The organism is Leptolyngbya sp. FACHB-321 (assembly GCF_014695975.1).
Taxonomy (GTDB): Bacteria; Cyanobacteriota; Cyanobacteriia; order Leptolyngbyales; family Leptolyngbyaceae; genus Stenomitos.
Window position 1 is genome coordinate 20,353 of sequence record NZ_JACJPI010000012.1, and the last position, 17,445, is coordinate 37,797.

A 17,445-nucleotide genomic window follows, 5' to 3' on the forward strand; every position below is an offset into this window, starting at 1 on the left:
CAACTTAACAAAGTTCATTTCTATCGCCTTACTCTAAGCTACCCTATAGAGCTCTGTCGTCATTTCCTGTACTGCCTGAAAGTACGCTTGCCTGCTGCCAAACAGCTTAATGATCTCCATTGGCGTACCGTAGCGGTTCATTGGCTGAACCTTCAGAACGTTAATATTCTCAATGTTTTCAATGCCTTCGTCGGCATATTTATTTAGAAGGGCATCCAAAACGTCTCTGACTTGCTCTCCATATTTCGTAAAGTAATCGCGCTTACGAACCTCTTCTGCCCGCTCTCTGCGGCTCAAGGGCGGCTGATCAAACGCTACATGACAAATCAGGTCAAACGAATCAAAGTCTTTGCCGACTTCCTCTGCTAATGCCTCTAGCAGAATACCTTGTCTCTCTAATGCCCTCAAAATCTCTTGCTTCTGCGCTGCCTCACTCCAGCGCTTCAGAAAGGCATCCAGCGATGCAAACTCCTGTCGCATGGTCTTACGAGTAAAGTCCTTAATCGATTCAGTGATCAACCTGCCATCAGGACTGTAGTACTGCACTCGTTCCCTTACAATCTCTGCCCCTTCCGTCGCCACCACATACTTTATGCGTCTATTGCTGCCAGTTGTGGGACCAATGATCACCACGTCTTCTCCACCCTCTTCAACGGGTGGAACGATCGGCTCTCCCGTTTTCGGTTCATAAATCTGCACCGGATCACCATCAAACTCAGGGTCGTAGAACCGTTCTGTTGCCTGCTTGAAGTCCATGATGGTGAAGTACAGCTTGTGATACTCCTCGTTGATGCGAGTGCCCCGCCCAATAATTTGCTTAAACTCGGTTGGTGATTCGATACGGCGATCGAGCACAATCAACTTGCAGGTTTGAGCATCGATTCCTGTAGTCATCAGCCTGGAAGTTGTGACAATAACTGGATGGGTTTCGTAAGGCGCGATGAAGTTATCCAGCTCTGCCTTGCCCTCATTCTCATCGCCCGTAATTCGCATGATGTACTTACGATTCTGGGCAACCAGCGCCGCATTCTCGTTCACCAGCGCCTTCCGCATCCGTTCCGCATGGTCGACATCCTCACAAAAGACGATCGTCTTCATGTAAGGATCACCGCTCTCCTGCAAAAACTGGGTAATGCGCTGGGCGACTAGTTCATCTCGCGGTTCAAAAACAATGGTGCGATTGATGTCCTTCTGGTTGTAGATCCGGTCTTCGATTTCCCGCCCATATTTGTCCTTTTCCCCTGGCTGTGGTCGCCATCCTTCCAGATCTTTGTCAATGTCTATCCTTACCACTTTGTAGGGAGCAAGGAACCCGTCTTCAATACCCTGCTTCAGGGAGTAGGTGTAGAGCGATTCCCCAAAGTATTCGATGTTGGAAATCTCTTTTGTCTCTCTGGGTGTTGCCGTCAAACCAATCTGAGTCGCTGACTCAAAATACTCCAGGATCTCTCGCCATGCCGAATCCTCTGCCGCGCTGCCCCGGTGACACTCATCAATAATCACCAGGTCAAAGAAGTTGCGGGAAAACTGTTTGTAAATGTCTTGCGCTTCTGTTGTTCCAGAAACAGCTTGATACAGTGATAGATAAATCTCAAACGACTTATCTGCTTGCCGTTTGGTAATTTTGGTCATTGCCGAGCCGAACGGCTTGAAATCATTCGTCTTCGTCTGGTCAATCAGAATATTGCGGTCAGCGAGAAAGAGAATGCGTTTTTTCGCCCCTGAGCGCCACAACCGCCAGATGATTTGAAATGCTGTGAAGGTTTTGCCCGTTCCGGTTGCCATAACCAGCAGGATACGGTTCTGCCCTTTAGCGATCGCCTCGATCGTCCTGTTAATAGCGTTGAGCTGGTAATACCGAGGTTCCTTCCCACTCCCATCAAAGTAATATTCCTGGGCAACGATTGGCTCAATCCCTGGCTCAATCCCTTTCCAGGCACAGTAGCGCTGCCATAGTTGCTCCGGTGAGGGAAACTCATTCAGGGCGAGTTCTCGCTCGGTTTGGGCAGCATTGCCTGTGCGATCGTGCTCCAGAAAAGCATCCCCATTAGAACTGTAAACAAAAGGAATGCCCATAATCTCAGCATAGGTGAGCGCCTGCTGCATCCCGTCGCCGATGCCGTGGTTGTTGTCCTTCGCCTCCACAACCGCCAAAGGAATATTGGGCTTGTAGTAGAGAATGTAGTCTGCTCGCTTGGACTCTCCGCGGCTGATTAACTTGCCTTTTGGGTTAACCCGCCCCTTCGTAAACGTCACCTCTTCCCGCATCTGGGTCTGAACATTCCATCCAGCCCCTACGATGCCTGGAGTAAGGTACTTCGTGCAAATGTCTCGTTCACTCAAGGAGCGTCTATCAATTTCTTCTGACATAAATTAAGTCCTACCGATGATAGACAAGCTGCTTCGGTTGGCGTTTGTTACATGCTGCGCCACAACCAAAAAAAACACCCTCTTGGCAATCAAGAACATATCCGACGTACTTAATTTCGAGGCGGTCTACTCTCAGAGTTCCCGTTTCTCAACCCTGATTAGCGACTAAACAATCTAACTGGGGGTGCCAACCAATTGAAGCCTTTTTTCCAACCGTTTGCCCAGTGCCTCGATCTGAATGGGGACGATCGCTCGTCCATCCTGAATCGCTGCGATCGCTTTCTGTTCATCAAATTCTGTGCAGCGTAGCGCTTCCTCTGCAGCACTTTGCCAGAGCATAAATCGTCTTTCACCCTTGTTATGCAGCGGATGCTCGAAGAGCTTTGGGTCCACGGCTCTCAGAAAGTTTAGAGCTGACTGGCAAACTTCAAAGCTCAAACCGAGCGAAAGCAAATATTCCATCAGCGTTAGTGCTAATAAGTCCGTTAAAGAATAATAGACGTTGCGCCCTTTACCCGTCGTGTTCACAGCCGGCACAACGATCTCCTGCTCACGCCAATACTGCAATTGCCGCCGAGAGCAGCGTGTGATCTCAGCCGCTTCCGTGCTTGTAAAAAATTGTCCTTCCATACGATCCATCGTACAAAAAGAAACAAAAAACACTTTATCCTCTTGAAAACATAATGTTTTTATAGTACTTTAGTTCTACTCAATGGAATAAACCTTATGAGTCAGATCACGATTCAATGTCGTCTGGTTGCTGATGCAGCGACTCGGCAAGCACTCTGGAGTTTGATGGCAGAGAGCAATACCCCCTTAATCAATGAAATCTTGGAGCAGATGAGCCAGCATTCAGATTTTGAGATCTGGCGGCAAAGGGGGAAGCATCCAACAGCAGTTGTAAGCCAACTTTGCCAACCACTAAAAACCGATGCCCGTTTCACAGGGCAACCTGCACGACTCTACACTTCTGCTATTCACATGGCAGATTACATTTATAAGTCTTGGCTCAAAATTCAGCAGCACCTTCAGCGAAGGGTCGATGGCAAACTGCGCTGGCTGGAGATGCTCAAAAGCGATGAAGCCTTGGCTCAAGAGAGTGGTGTCGAACTCGCCAACCTTCGCGATCGTGCTGCTGCGCTTCTAACTCAGCTCCAGCCAGCCGCATCCTCAGACAAGCCAGCCCAGAATCAAGGCGAGAAGAGCAAAAAGAAGGCAAATTTATCAGACCGCAGTGTAGCCAGTCAGCTTTTTGACCGTTACAAAGATGCAAAATCGGTGTTCGAGCGCTGTGCGATCGCCTTCTTGCTCAAAAACGGTTGCAAAGTGCCACAGCAGGAAGAAGACTCACAGAAGTTTGTTCAGCGTCGCCGTAAGGTTGAGATTCAAGTCCAGCGGCTGCAAGAGCAAATTGACGGTCGTATACCGCATGGACGTGACCTGACTGGACAGAATTGGCTTGATACGCTTGAAACAGCTACTCAAACCGTTCCAAGAGACAATGCTGAGGCTAAACGCTGGCAAGACCGATTGTTGACTAAACCGAGCGTGCTGCCGTTCCCGCTCATCTTCGAGACCAATGAAGACTTAGTTTGGGAAAAAAACGTTAAGGGTCGGCTCTGCGTCCACTTCAACGGTTTTAGTGACCATACCTTTGTAATCTACTGCGATCAACGCCAGCTTTCCTGGTTCCAACGGTTCTTAGAAGACCAGGAAACAAAAAGAGCCAGCAAAAATCAGCATTCTAGCGGTCTTTTTACCCTCCGCTCTGCTCGTCTAGGATGGCAGGAAGGCGAAGGGAAAGGAGACCCTTGGGATGTATATCGGCTGACCCTCTACTGCACTATAGACACGCGGCTCTGGACAGCTGAAGGTACAGAGCAAGTCCGTCAAGAAAAGGCAGCAGACGTTACTAAGAAAATCACTCAAATGGAGAGTAAGGGCGACCTTCTGGCAACCCAGCAAGCGTATGTCAAGCGCCTGAACTCTACCCTGACTCGGATCAACACACCGTTCGATCGCCCCAGCAAACCGCTCTACAAGGGGCTGTCTCACGTTGTCGTCGGGCTGAGTCTGGGTCTAGAAAAGCCTGCCACGATCGTTGTTTGGGATGCCCAAGCCAATCAGGTGCTTGCCCAGTATGGGATTCGGCAACTGCTCGGTGAAAACTACAGACTCCTCAACCGGAGACGTTCGGAACAGCAGAAAACAGCTCATCAACGCCACAAGGCTCAAAAGCGATCAGCCCCTAATCAATTTGGAGAATCGGAGTTGGGGCAGTACGTTGATCGACTACTAGCGCAAGCAATCGTGGCGATCGCTAAAACTTACCGTGCTGGCAGTCTCGCCCTACCCAAGTTGGGAGACGTTCGAGCCATCGTCGAAGCCGAGATTAAAGCCAGGGCTGAGCAAAAAAGTCCGGGCTATTTAGAAGGACAACAGAAATATGCTAAGCAGTATCGTGCTAGCGTTCACCGTTGGAGCTACGGCAGACTCCTTGAGAGCATTCGTAGCCAAGCTAACAAACTCGGCATTGCTGTTGAAGAAGTAAAACAGCCTCTGGTCGGCAGGCTAGAAGAGAAGGCTAGAGCTATAGCGATCGCGGCTTACCAAGCCCGTGCTTAAAAGGGGCTGTAGCTAAAACTTGCACCTTGAAAACTGAATGATTCCAACAGCGCCGCGACGTAGGCTGCTTGCAGTCTACGTTCGTGCAAATGAGGGTTAGTTTGGCTGTCGTTAGACAGTCTTGCTTTCTGACCCTGGTAGCTGCTCACCCTGATGCCGTCGGATGAGAGACTTCGGTTTCTTAAACGAGATTAAGTCATAGTTGAGGCGTTAGTCTGCTTCAATTATGGCGTCGGTGCGCTCCCGGCAACAAGGGCGCGGATGTACTGCTGTAGTAGCTACCAAACCACCCCCAACCAAGGGGGAACCCGCTTCTATTCTTCCTTTCAGCGATCTGCAAAGACATAATTCTTTGCTGTGATCCGCGCAAAGGCTCAAATCCCTTTGCTGAGTCGGTTTCATGATTCTGGACTAGCTCTAAATTGTGAAAGCTCAGGTTTGGAGAAGGGTAGGTAATGCGAGCCGCGCAAGACCTTCTGAAACTTCTGCCTAGAGTGGGTTTTGGTTGGCTGCCGTCGCAATCACCTGTCCTTTCTGAGGCAGGTTGAAAGGCAACTCCCTGGATTGTAGTTTTGCACCCCACCTATCATCGTCGCAATCACCTGTCCTTTCTGAGGCAGGTTGAAAGCGCTTTTTTGACTTCTTCAGTGACACTTTTTTCCAGGTCGCAATCACCTGTCCTTTCTGAGGCAGGTTGAAAGTTCGTATCAGTTGAACTAGACAATAGACGGATGAGTCGCAATCACCTGTCCTTTCTGAGGCAGGTTGAAAGGCGGGCAAATGAAGGTTATACAGGCGATCGCACCTGTCGTCGCAATCACCTGTCCTTTCTGAGGCAGGTTGAAAGGTGATAGAGGACTTCAAAAGTCAAGCCTTCAATGGTCGCAATCACCTGTCCTTTCTGAGGCAGGTTGAAAGATGAACGCTAAGTGCATTGTTGTGCCTCAATTTGAATCGCAATCACCTGTCCTTTCTGAGGCAGGTTGAAAGAGGCGAATTATACTTCTTGCTCTCTAAGAACTAAGATCGCAATCACCTGTCCTTTCTGAGGCAGGTTGAAAGACAGCCAACGTTGCAGCAGTCAGCGCCACCCCAAAGGTCGCAATCACCTGTCCTTTCTGAGGCAGGTGAAAAGAGACAAAGTATCCTGACGCAGAGCGCCGCTAAGAAGTCACCTGTCCCTTCGAGACAGGTTGAAAGGACCAAAAATTGAAACTGGTATTGATGAAGTGGGTTGAAAGGTAAAACTTTAGCCTTCATAAGTTATGGAGGTGCTTTTATATACGGTTAGACGACATCAATTTGTCACTACCACTTAAAAGACACTAATTTGTCTCGACGACAAGAGTTAGTCACTAACGACACTAGTCTGTCACCGATGACATTTAATTAGTCACTGTACAAGTTTCAAAGCGGGCGGCGGGAATCGAACCCGCATTATTAGCTTGGAAGGCTAAAGTTTTACCACTAAACTACGCCCGCAAAAGCAATATGCTCGAAGCATTTACAACGGTAACATATTTTCAAGGGAAACACCCAATTGAAGTAGTCATTTGAAGAGCCATTTAAGCGATCGCTCAATTTAAGCTGATGGTTGTGTCTAAGGTAGAGCTAGCTCTGCGTCCACAATCAAGTTTGACTGTGGAGGTATCAACGGCTTGCCGTTTAAGTTGTCTTGAGCTGGCTTAAACTGCCATTGCTTAAAGATCTGTTCGGCAAGGTCATTCAGGGTTTCGGGGTCGATCGCACTACTTGAAGAGCGTAGCGCCGTTTTGCTTACGTCCAACATCAACCCGTTGTTATCAATGACAAGAGCCGCTTCTAGACGAATCGTTTGCCCAGCAAGTGCTGACGGGTAGTTGATCAAGATATTTTTTTGAAGGTCGATCGGCTGTGCTAGTTGCTCTGGAACATCCACCAACGGTGGACGGGGATTAGAGACTGTAACTGCAACGCTTGCTCCTTGTGGCAACTGGGCTATTCGTTGACCCTCCACAGGCTGCTCTGATGCTGCTGGCGGTAGCGTGTTGTTAGACGGATTGGGGTCAGAACCTGGCACTGCCCCTTGAGGTGTATTGGTCGTTGGTGGGGGTGTCTCTTGCGAAGGGAGGGTTTGATTTGGTGGGTTTGACTGAGGTGGAGTAGGGGTCGTTGGAGCGTTACGTGGCTGCGGCACTGGAGGTGCAATCGGCTCAGGCTGTGGTTGCTGAATGGGCGCGGGCACCCGATTCCGTCTTGTTATCTGGGGTACGAATGGCTGCTCTACTGGTGGAGGAACGAAATCTGATGACTGCGGCAGTGCAGGCGGTTGTGCTTGTGTAGTGGCGGGGGTGCTAGCCGAAGGCGTGACAGGACGAGCCGCGATCGTCGAGTTGGGTGCCTCCACTCGTTCGACCACCGTATTCGGATCAACAAACTCAACTGCAATTGGTTTTAGATCTAACTGCACTTTTGCAGTCTGAGTAGCTGCAAGACTAGCAAGGATAAACAGCACCAGATGGATGAGCACCGATCCTAGCGCTAGCGACAGCCATAGAGTTGGAGGGTCTGCGGAGCGCCGCACTTCGGTGAGTGAGTGTTGGTCAGCAGGATTGGTCATCACGCCATGCTAAAAAGCCAATTGATCGCTGCTCAAGCTGGAGACTGCAAGATACAACAGGATCACTCATGATCCTAGCTCACTGCTGACCGTGCGAAAGCAGCAGACTGCAATTGTGCCGACCTTCGCTAGGGAGGGAGCCTTGCCATCATGTTGATTCATAAAGCTGTAGTGAAAAAACTGGCGATCGCAGGCATCTATTAGGAATAATTAGCCTAAAGATTAAAAACGTCGCGAGACTGTTTAAGGCGCTGCATGCGTCGGACGATCGCAGCGTCATGACATTGCTGTGTCAAGTTTAGCCAGTACTACAAGGAGGGGTTCAGTGATGACGCAAATTGCTATCTGGAGAATCCAGGCGTTTATGCGTCTGGCATCGTTAATGAGCAAGCTGCAAGGAAGTGCTAGCAAGACTGATGAGCTAGCAGATAGCTTAGTGCGCGCTTTGAGTGGTTTGCCGTCCCGCCCTGCCGATAAGCCTCCGTATCTCAGTTTATTTTCAGTTGCAGATATCAAAGCGGGTCGCAAAGCAGCAGCGAATCGGTTGCAAGAGCTGTCTAGCAAGCTGCAAGGAGACGTGAATGAGCAAGATGAACTGGTGGATGATCTGCTGCGATCGCTGAGCAATTTGCCCGACCGCCCGTCTGACAAACAGCCTTATGCATCGCTGTTTCCTCCCAGTACAATGCGGCTGCTTACGGCACAGCAGTTTTTAGCAATCGCCCCCGAAGCCAGCACCAGCAGGATAAATGCTCTTGCGCCCCACTTAAACCGCACAATGGTCGAGTTTGATGTATCTACACCACTGCGGCAGGCACACTTTCTAGCGCAAATTGCTCACGAGTCCGATCGTTTTAATGCGCTCGAAGAGTATGCCTCTGGTGAAGATTATGAGTGGCGTGACGATCTAGGTAATATCTATAGTGGTGATGGTGTGCGCTTCAAAGGCAGAGGGCTAATTCAGGTAACAGGTCGCACAAACTATGGGTTATGTGGGAAGGCGTTGGGTATCGATTTAATCAACAATCCTACAAAATTAGCATCCCCTGATCTGGCAAGCCGTAGCGCTGGCTGGTTTTGGGCAAGCAATCAGCTGAATGGTGATGCGGACCATGACGACGTGAGAACTGTTACCAGAGTCATCAATGGCGGCTATAACGGGCTGGACGATCGCATACAGCTTCTCAAAGCCGCAAAACGCGTTCTTAAAGTGTGAGCGTCTCAAAAATTTGAGCGGTTCAAACGTGCGTTCCAAACGTTAGACGAATCTGGTAAGGCAGTTTCAAGCGTGCGTTTCTAGCAGAGTCGCGCACCTGCTAGAAACGCTGGGCTTAAAAACACTGGGCTTAGAACGCGATCGTTGGCACTACAAAGTTTCCAGGCTTGCTGGTAGCAGGCTTCGGCAAGTTTGATGCAGACGAGGGCTGAGTAACAGACGGCTGCTTAACCGGAGGCTGAACTACAGGCGCAACAGGCACAGGTGGCTGTACTGCTTGACTAGGGGCAGTTTGAATCGGCTGAGCAGCCGCAGCAGGTAACGGTACACGAATCGGTCTACCTGTGAGGGGCGATCGAGTCGGTAGAGCAGGTGGTCTAACGGTAGGCTCTGGTGCTCTGTTCCCAGACACTGGAATCGTTATTGGAATCGTGACTGGAATCGTTGCCGATGGGGTTGTTACTGGCAGCGGACGAACGGGAGTCGGGCGACTTGAACCTGTTGCAATAGTTGGTTCTGGCAGCGGCACAGCAATGGGCACCGACGGGCTAGCAGGTTGGGATACGGAGGGAGCTACACCTGGTGCAAACACAATCTCAGGGCGAACAGGATTGGGGCGAGACGCGATTGGCGCGATTGGCTGTGTTGCTGGCAAGGGGCGTGTTGCTGGAAGCGGCGTTGGAGCAGCGGCGATCGCGCTATTCAACGGTTGGTCATTGGTCAGGTAAAAGTGACCCAACTGCTTGTTGTTGTAGACTCGGCGCGTGATTCGCCAGCCAGGATTAAGTTGAAGTTTCGCAAAACCATTGGTCACGCCGCCTGCTCGACCGATAGGGATTTCAGTGGCATTGCGAGCGACCGATGGCACACCAACTAACAGCAAATCACCATCGCGTCGCACCACACGTAGACTGTATTGCAGTCCCAAATCCTGGTCGCCCATCCGAATTGAATAGCCATTGGCATCGGTACTGCGTCCGCAAATGCCTGTAAAGTCAAAGCTAGTCAACAACGGGTCGATCGTGGTTGGGCTGCTGCCACTCTCACTCCAACAGGCACGACGGTTCGATACTTGCTCAACGATCACCAATTGATGGGCATTGTTACCATAGGGTGAAGCGACCAAAAGCAGTTTGTTGGGATCTAAATCTACCTTACTAAAAAGAGCAGCAGCAGCAGGTTTGATAGCAGTCAGGGAACTTAAAGCCAGGGTTGCCAAAGCAACCATTTTGAGTCGAGTCATCATGTCTGTTTGCCCAGGGATGAAGGTAGTTACTGCTTCCCTGTCCGCAGGAAGAGGTAACTGTTCCGGATAAACCAAAATGGCACTGTGTCAATTTTTCGACTGGCGTAAAAAAGATGACAAATCCTTACAGAGCAATGGTTTTCGGGAACTCTTGCATACTTTTGTGGTCAATCAAGCATTTCGACAAAGCGATGTTTGTGCCCGACCAATACCCCTTGGAGTGAGCCAGCGTTTACCCCTTCAATAGACGCTTTAATAGACGTTGATCGATCACCTGCTTTTGAACATTGGATGACTTGTTGTTAAACGTTTTATCCTTAAGCCTGAAGCTCTCATCCTTTAGCCCTCATCCTTTCATTCCGCCTCTGTTATGTCGTCTGATCCAGTGTCTGTTGTCGTTGTCGGTGGTGGTGCGGCTGGCTTTTTTGGAGCGATCGCCTGTGCTAGCCAGCATCCCCATAGCCGAGTCACGCTACTGGAGGCGGCACGTCAACCCCTAGCCAAGGTGAGTATTTCCGGCGGCGGACGCTGCAATGTAACTCATGCGTGCTTTGATCCAGCACTTTTGGTACAACACTATCCCAGAGGCGGCAAAGCGCTGCGGAGTCCCTTCAGCCGCTTTCAGGCGCGGGATACGGTGGAATGGTTTGAGTCACATGGTGTCACGCTGAAAACTGAGGCAGATGGACGTATGTTTCCTATCACTGACGACTCAGCAACGATCGTCACCTGCCTGATGCAGACGGCAAAAGCAATGGGTGTAAAACTTTGGCAGGGAGCCGCTGTAAAAGATGTTTCTCGGCAGGAGCATGGCTTTGCTGTGACGGTGAAAGCGGGTGAAACGCTCACGTGCGATCGTCTCCTGCTTGCTACTGGCAGCAGCCCCCAGGGTTTTGCGATCGCTCGTGCGTTTGGTCATGCGATCGAACCACCCGTGCCGTCTCTGTTTACCTTCAATATTGCTGATCCACGCTTACATGATCTGGCAGGCGTATCAGTGCCAATGGCGCACTTACGGCTGCAAACAGGCGAAAAAAGCTCTTTGGAGCAAACGGGACCGTTGCTGATCACCCACTGGGGTTTAAGTGGTCCGGCGGTACTGAAACTGTCTGCCTGGGGTGCCAGGGTGCTGCATGATAGCCGCTATCAAGCGACCTTACTGGTAAACTGGTTGCCGCAGTCTAACCCAGAGGCATTGCGTCAACAGCTTTTAGCCGTGAAGTCGCAGCTACCGAAGCGGGCGATCATCACCAGTTGCCCCGTACTGATACCGCGCCGCTTGTGGGAGCGGTTGACTAGCTATGTTGGTATCGCTGCCGAAACACGTTGGGCAGACCTATCAAACAAAACGCTGAACTCGTTGATTCAGGAGCTGACCCGTGGAGAATATACGATCAGCGGCAAAGGAACATTTAAAGAAGAATTTGTCACCTGTGGTGGCGTTCGCTTGAAGGAAGTCGATTTCAAAACGATGGAGAGCCGTTGCTGCCCCGGACTCCACTTTGCAGGCGAGATTCTAGATATCGACGGTGTAACGGGCGGCTTCAACTTTCAGAGCGCCTGGACGACTGGCTGGATTGCGGGTCAGGCAATGGGAGCGCTAAATCCTTAAATTAAACACCTGCACTAAGCCCGTCAGGATGAGATAGATTGCCACAATCAAATTGAGCAGGCGGGGAATTGCCAGAATCAGAATGCCTGCTAAAAGGGCAACAATGCCACTGAGCCGAAAGTTGACTTGAATGTCAGCCGCTTGCTGGGCAAGGAAGAGGTAGTCCAACACAGCATTTGCCTCTCAGTAAAGGGTTTAAGTACAAAGATGCTTCCACAGTACTCTAAGCATCTCGTATCAGGATGTATCTCAGGAGGCAAAGGGCGATCGTCCTTAAAGCACCAACAGCACTGCTTGAACGCCATTGCCATTCGCCCCTGTATAAGTGTCATTCATCAGCTTTTATCGAGAAGTGTAAAGTCTCTTGTGTGATAGGCAAGAAAATCTAAAGTTATTTGAACCAAATCCTGATCAAGCTGGTCTAACTGTGTGGGTTCCAACGCTAAAGGCCTCTAAGCAGCTTGCGGCGTGAGAATTACAAACAGACATCTGCACAAGATCACTCAATTTGCAGACTGCCTTGCTCCCAAAAATCTTTACAATTCGACATAATGTCGCTACATAGCTCACTTCTGTTCATCCGCTGCACATAGTACAAAAGGCTCATGATTTCAGTAACTTCGTCCTCTGTCCCCTTCGCACCTAAAGCAGTGTTGTTACACAAGGCAAAGCCAACCTCGATCGCTCGGTGGGCAGTGGCAGTGGGAGCGGCACTTGCTGTTTCGGGCTGTGGTCTGCTGCCAAAGGGCGACAATGCTGATGCTCAAACACGCCCGTCCGGTAATGCTCAAGGTCAAAGGACAGCGGCAGTTGATGTAGCGATCGCGGCAACGGCTCCTCTAGAAGCAGCAAGAGAGTATACAGGCACTACTCAACCCTTGCAGGAAGTAGCGATTCGCGCTCAGGCAGAAGGTCAACTCCAGGCATTGAATGTCGATGTGGGCGATCGCGTCCAGCGAGGGCAAACCCTGGCACGGATTGATGACTCCATTCTGACGGCTGCAACCGCCGAAGCAGAAGCCGAACTGGCATCCCGGCGAACAGAAATTAGCCAGCTTCAAACCCAAGTCAGCGATGCCCAGACGCAGGTGGAGCAGGCGCGGCTGCAACTTCAGCAAGCAGAGTCAGATGCGGCTCGTTACCAACGTCTCGCCAGAGATGGTGCTGTCACACAACAGCAGGCAGAACAATCGCGCACGCAGGCGAGAACAGCAGCGCAGGTCTTGCGATCGAGCCAGGAACGGGTGCGAAACCAGCAACAGGCGATCGCAGCAGCACAGGGTCGGGTTGTGGCGCAGCAGGCAGTCGTTGCCCAGCAGCAAGAGCGGCGATCGTATGCCGTGCTGACTGCGCCCATTAGTGGGGCAGTGCTAATGCGATCAACTGAGGCAGGCAATGTCGTACAAGTTGGCAATGAACTGCTGCGGCTAGGTGACTTTAGCCAAGCAAAGGTGACAGTGCAGGTTTCGGAACTCGATCTGACTGATGTTCGGTTAAGTGGTGCGGCGAACGTGCGGTTAGATGCTTTTCCCAACGAACGGTTTGCCGGTAGGGTGACGCGAGTATCGCCAGCCGCTAACCCCACCTCTCGTCTAGTGCCTGTTGAAGTAACCATTCCCAACCCAGCAGGTAAAGTAGGCAGCGGGCTGCTAGCACGGGTGAGCTTTATGCAAACAACGACCGATCGCATTGTTGTACCACTTGCTGCTGTGCAGGACGATCGAGCTAGAGGTCAACAATCCAGCCAGAAACCTGAGTCGACTGATCGACAAGCGAATCAGCAGCCTAGACAGCGAGGGTCAAACGCAGGAGTCGCTACCTCTAGGCAGCCAGAAAATGGTGACGCAAAGCCTAAGCAAACAAAAGGCACCCTGTTTGTTGTGGCAGGCGAGGGCGAACAGGCGAAAGTTGCTGCACGATCAGTCACCTTAGGCGAACAGCTAGACGGTAAAGTCCAAATTCTTGCGGGACTAAAACCGGGCGATCGCTTTGTTGCACGCACCAGTAAGCCCCTCAAAGATGGTGACTCAGTGCGCTTGAGCATCCTGTCAGCAAAGTAACGTCTAACGAGACCCGTCTGAATGCAGCGACGTAAAGAGACCCAACTTCTTTGTTCGGTCTTGCTTACTAGCTGCACTTTAAGACAGAAGGCGGGCATCTGACAGAATCCCGACCTCTGCATCCCTTTGCCTCCTCTAACTGCCTACACCTGCTCCTTCACCATCCCTAGCCCTCATGCAAGCTCCTTCCTCGTCTGGCTTTAGCCTCAGTACGCTCTCGATTCGGCAGCATATTGGCACCTTAATGCTGACGCTAACCGTTATTGTCGTTGGCATCTTTTTCATTACTCAACTGCCGGTTGATCTACTGCCTTCCATTACCTATCCCCGTATTGGGGTGCGTCTGGTGGCACCAGGCATCTCACCAGAGGTGGCGATCGACGAGATCACCCGACCGCTTGAAGAGGCGCTGTCAACTACTGATGGAGTAGTGCAAATCTATTCGCAAACGCGAGAAGGGCAGGTCAACCTGGATCTGTACTTCAAACCTGGTAGCAATGTGGATCAAGCGCTCAATGATACAACGGCAGCGTTTAACCGCAGTCGGGGTCAGCTACCCGACACGATCGAAGATCCGCGTCTCTTCAAAGCTGATCCCTCTCAGTTGCCAGTTTACGAAATGGCGCTTACGTCGCCATCATTGCGCGATGTCGATTTGCGCGTGTTTGCTGATGAAGAACTGTCGCGTGAATTGGGTGTTGTCGCGGGCGTCGCTTCGGCAGATGTTTCGGGCGGTGTCGTGGAAGAAGTGCAGGTCAACATTGACCTAAATCGCCTGCAAGCGCTAGGCATTGGCTTGACCGATGTATTAGATGAACTGGAGCAGCGCAACCAGGATATCTCCGGTGGACGCATCTTGGGCGAAAACGCGGAACCTTTAACGCGAGCAGTCGGACGTTTTCAGAATGCGGCTGAGATTCGAGATTTGTCGTTTGCAGCAGGTGGGCAGCAGTCAGGTGGTAGCAGCCAGCAGACAGGTAGCAGTCAGCAATCAGGAGGTAGCGGTCAGCAGTCAGCGGTCAGCAGTCAGCCATCAAATTCAACTCAAAACTCAACGACTTCAACCCAAAACTCTTCTTCCCCTGCTCAACGTGTGTATTTGAGAGATTTTGCAGAAGTAATTGACGGCACTGAAGAGGAGCGGGTGCTGGTCAATCTCAATCGGCAAAAAGCGATCAAAATTAGCGTGCAAAAACAGCCAGATGCTAATACGGTGTCGGTAGTGGATGCGGTGAAGCAACGGCTGGAAGAGTTACGACAGTCGGGGTTAATTCCAGCCGACATGATTATCACACCCACATTGGATGAATCAAAGTTCATTCGCAACTCTCTGGCAGATGTGATTAATTCAGGGCTTTCTGGTGCATTGTTGGCGGCGATCGCCGTTTTCATCTTTCTAGGGTCGCTCCGGCAGACGTTCATTATTGCGCTAACGATTCCGCTCTGTACACTAGCGGCAGCGATCGTCATGAAGCTTTGCGGCTTCTCGCTCAACATTTTTAGCCTGGGTGGGTTGGCAATTAGTGTCGGGCAAGCAATTGACACCTCCGTTGTAATTCTTGAAAACATCAGTAAACGGGTGGAACCACTCAAACTGGATGGACTCGATCGCCACAACGGCAACGGACATCACAATGGCAATGGGCATCACAACGGGAACGGGAATGGACACGGAAATGGAAGTGGACGGCGCGATCGTGCCCGTGCTCTGATCACAGCTGTTGAAGAAAGCAGCCGCGAAGTCGAATCGTCGCTCGTGGCTTCGACGGCCGCAAACCTGGTGTCGGTCTTGCCCTTTATCCTTGTGGGTGGCTTCATCTCGCTGCTGTTCAACGAACTTATTCTCACAATTTGCTTTGCTGTTGCCGCTTCACTCGTAGTGGCAATTACCGTTGTGCCAATGCTCTCGGCGCGTCTCTTTGCCATTGAGTGGTCGAGTGGATTGAATCGGCTGTGGCTGCTAAGGGCGTTTAACCAACGGTTGGATGGTCTCACCCGTTCCTACGGCAATACATTGGCGAAGGTTATTCGTCGTCGGGCGATCGTCATTATTACAGCATTCATTGTTTTGGGAGGCAGCGGTGTTGTGATGGCGGGTCAGATTCCGCAAGAGATTCTGCCCCGCATTAGCACCGGACAGGCAAATGTCAACGTTCAATTTCCACCCGGCACCTCGCTAGAAACCAATCGGCGCGTGATGGCAGCAGTAGACGATGTGCTGCTAAAACAACCAGAAACAGAGTATGTCTTCACCACCGCAGGGGGGTCGCTGTTTGGCAACTCCGTCTCGGCAAATCCATCACGTAGTACAGGCAACGTAACGCTCAAAGAGGGGAGTGACGTGGAGGAGTTTACCGAACGGGTAACGCGAGAAATGAATCAGCTTAATCTGGCAGGTGTGCGGGTACGGGTTTCGGCAGGTTCTGTCCGCGGTTTGACGTTGAACAACTCACCTTTACGGGGCGCTGAAGTGGATGTCGTGCTGCAAGGAGAAGACGCGAATGTGCTGCGGCAGGCAGGTCGGCAAGTGCTGTCAGCGTTGGATGAACAAGTGAAGCTATCAGCGTTTCGTCCCGATGCGGACGATCGCCAACCCGAAGTGCAAATTCGTCCCGACTGGGAACGCGCTAATGCCCTTGGTTTAACAACTCAGGAGATCGGCAACACGATCCAAACGGCGATCGAAGGTTCTGTGCCCACCCAACTTCAGCGGAGTGAGCGCCTGGTCGATGTGCGAGTGCAGTTGAATCAGGACTTGCTCACACGACCCTCCCAGTTAGCGCAACTTCCGTTGTTTGTTGATAACAATGCTCTAGTGAGGCTGAGCGACGTTGCCAAGATTGAAGAAGGGCAGGCTCCGGGTGAGATCCAACGCATCAACCAGCGTAGTGTTTTTCTGATTGCAGGCAACCTAAACAAAGGAGCCAGTTTAGGCGCGGCGCTAGAGGAAGTGCAGCAGATTGTCTCGAAACTGGACTTACCCGATGGCGTGACGGTGCTACCGAGCTATGCCGGACAAACCAATAAAGAACTCCAGAGTGCGCTGGTAGTGCTAGGCGGACTCGCTGCCTTTCTGGTCTTCGTCGTTATGGCGGTGCAGTACAACTCTGTAATCGATCCGCTCGTCATTATTTTGACGGTGCCGTTGGCGCTGGCGGGCGGCATTTTGGGTCTGTTTGTGACGCAAACCGCGATCGGTATTACCGTTGTGGTTGGTGCCGTACTGCTCGTCGGGATTGTAGTCAACAACGCCATCATCATGGTGGAAACGGCAAACCAGATTCGTGAGGAAGAGGGACTTAATCGTGCCACTGCCATCCTGAAAGCTGCTCCCCAACGCCTGCGTCCGATCCTTATGACTACGATCACGACCGTTTTAGGACTGTTTCCCTTAGCGTTGGGTATCGGCGAAGGATCAGAGTTCTTGCAGCCGCTGGGTGTGGTTGTCTTCTCTGGTCTAACGCTGGCAACCATGCTGACGCTGTTTATCATCCCCTGCTTCTATGTCCTGCTGCACGACATCTTTAAGCGGGATATGGGACTTGGACAGTTGGTGACGCGGACGCGATCACTGGTGCTGTCTGGACGAAAGTAATCGTTGCGGCAATGCAATAACGACAACCTGCGTCTAAGCGAGCCGTCAGCCACGGCTCAATTAACCCCTTAGGGGTAAGGCTCGATCGTGAAACTGCTCAACCCCAAGTAATAGCTGTGCCT

At 51.3% G+C, this 17,445-nt stretch carries 10 protein-coding genes, 1 tRNA gene and 1 CRISPR repeat array; of the genes, 5 read left to right on the plus strand and 6 right to left on the minus strand.

Going from position 1 to position 17,445, the window contains the following annotated elements; translation table 11 throughout:
* Positions 1 to 33: 33 nt before the first annotated feature.
* The gene (locus H6F76_RS00960; protein ID WP_190505161.1) at positions 34 to 2,370 is read right to left on the minus strand and encodes a DEAD/DEAH box helicase family protein; all 2,337 of its coding nucleotides are present in this window, start codon (positions 2,368 to 2,370) and stop codon (positions 34 to 36) included.
* Positions 2,371 to 2,544: 174 nt separating this feature from the next.
* Complete coding sequence (locus H6F76_RS00965) at positions 2,545 to 3,033, minus strand: MerR family transcriptional regulator (RefSeq protein WP_206754310.1); 489 nt, start codon at positions 3,031 to 3,033, stop codon at positions 2,545 to 2,547.
* Between the two features lie 63 nt (positions 3,034 to 3,096).
* Here H6F76_RS00965 and cas12k point away from each other — a divergent pair, with 63 nt between their 5' ends.
* Positions 3,097 to 4,995, plus strand: coding sequence for a type V CRISPR-associated protein Cas12k (cas12k, locus tag H6F76_RS00970; protein WP_190505165.1), 1,899 nt, complete (start codon positions 3,097 to 3,099; stop codon positions 4,993 to 4,995).
* A 515-nt stretch (positions 4,996 to 5,510) separates the two neighbouring features.
* Positions 5,511 to 6,196: direct repeats of the CRISPR family, unit length 36 nt; unit sequence TCGCAATCACCTGTCCTTTCTGAGGCAGGTTGAAAG.
* A gap of 210 nt (positions 6,197 to 6,406) precedes the next feature.
* On the opposite strand, the gene H6F76_RS00975 is transcribed toward cas12k, so the two are convergent.
* A tRNA-Gly gene (locus H6F76_RS00975) sits at positions 6,407 to 6,477 on the minus strand.
* A gap of 118 nt (positions 6,478 to 6,595) precedes the next feature.
* Complete coding sequence (locus H6F76_RS00980; protein WP_190505167.1) at positions 6,596 to 7,594, minus strand: hypothetical protein; 999 nt, start codon at positions 7,592 to 7,594, stop codon at positions 6,596 to 6,598.
* A gap of 328 nt (positions 7,595 to 7,922) precedes the next feature.
* Here H6F76_RS00980 and H6F76_RS00985 point away from each other — a divergent pair, with 328 nt between their 5' ends.
* Entirely contained in the window at positions 7,923 to 8,810 is an 888-nt protein-coding gene (locus H6F76_RS00985; RefSeq protein ID WP_190505169.1) for a glycoside hydrolase family 19 protein, read from the plus strand.
* 130 nt (positions 8,811 to 8,940) lie between these two features.
* On the opposite strand, the gene H6F76_RS00990 is transcribed toward H6F76_RS00985, so the two are convergent.
* Positions 8,941 to 10,056, minus strand: coding sequence for a DUF3747 domain-containing protein (locus tag H6F76_RS00990; RefSeq protein ID WP_190505171.1), 1,116 nt, complete (start codon positions 10,054 to 10,056; stop codon positions 8,941 to 8,943).
* Positions 10,057 to 10,426: 370 nt separating this feature from the next.
* Between H6F76_RS00990 and H6F76_RS00995 the strand changes: the two genes are divergently transcribed.
* Positions 10,427 to 11,668, plus strand: a complete 1,242-nt coding sequence (locus H6F76_RS00995; protein WP_190505172.1) for an NAD(P)/FAD-dependent oxidoreductase — start codon at positions 10,427 to 10,429, stop codon at positions 11,666 to 11,668.
* Here H6F76_RS00995 and H6F76_RS01000 read toward each other — a convergent pair.
* Positions 11,657 to 11,800, minus strand: coding sequence for a DUF3096 domain-containing protein (locus H6F76_RS01000; RefSeq protein WP_190446582.1), 144 nt, complete (start codon positions 11,798 to 11,800; stop codon positions 11,657 to 11,659). The two genes, H6F76_RS00995 and H6F76_RS01000, sit on opposite strands and share 12 nt — an antisense overlap.
* Positions 11,801 to 12,273: 473 nt before the next feature.
* On the opposite strand from H6F76_RS01000, the gene H6F76_RS01005 reads away from it, so the two are divergent.
* Entirely contained in the window at positions 12,274 to 13,728 is a 1,455-nt protein-coding gene (locus H6F76_RS01005) for an efflux RND transporter periplasmic adaptor subunit (RefSeq protein WP_190505173.1), read from the plus strand.
* 175 nt (positions 13,729 to 13,903) lie between these two features.
* Positions 13,904 to 17,323, plus strand: a complete 3,420-nt coding sequence (locus H6F76_RS01010; RefSeq protein WP_190505174.1) for an efflux RND transporter permease subunit — start codon at positions 13,904 to 13,906, stop codon at positions 17,321 to 17,323.
* Positions 17,324 to 17,445 lie beyond the last annotated feature (122 nt).

Excerpts from the sequence above, each read along its gene's own strand:
- H6F76_RS00960 (WP_190505161.1), bottom strand. The coding sequence starts at position 2,370 with ATGTCAGAAGAAATTGATAGACGCTCCTTGAGTGAACGAGACATTTGC.
- cas12k (WP_190505165.1), top strand. The coding sequence starts at position 3,097 with ATGAGTCAGATCACGATTCAATGTCGTCTGGTTGCTGATGCAGCGACT.
- H6F76_RS00980 (WP_190505167.1), bottom strand. The coding sequence starts at position 7,594 with ATGACCAATCCTGCTGACCAACACTCACTCACCGAAGTGCGGCGCTCC.
- H6F76_RS00985 (WP_190505169.1), top strand. The coding sequence starts at position 7,923 with ATGACGCAAATTGCTATCTGGAGAATCCAGGCGTTTATGCGTCTGGCA.
- H6F76_RS00990 (WP_190505171.1), bottom strand. The coding sequence starts at position 10,056 with ATGATGACTCGACTCAAAATGGTTGCTTTGGCAACCCTGGCTTTAAGT.
- H6F76_RS00995 (WP_190505172.1), top strand. The coding sequence starts at position 10,427 with ATGTCGTCTGATCCAGTGTCTGTTGTCGTTGTCGGTGGTGGTGCGGCT.
- H6F76_RS01005 (WP_190505173.1), top strand. The coding sequence starts at position 12,274 with ATGATTTCAGTAACTTCGTCCTCTGTCCCCTTCGCACCTAAAGCAGTG.
- H6F76_RS01010 (WP_190505174.1), top strand. The coding sequence starts at position 13,904 with ATGCAAGCTCCTTCCTCGTCTGGCTTTAGCCTCAGTACGCTCTCGATT.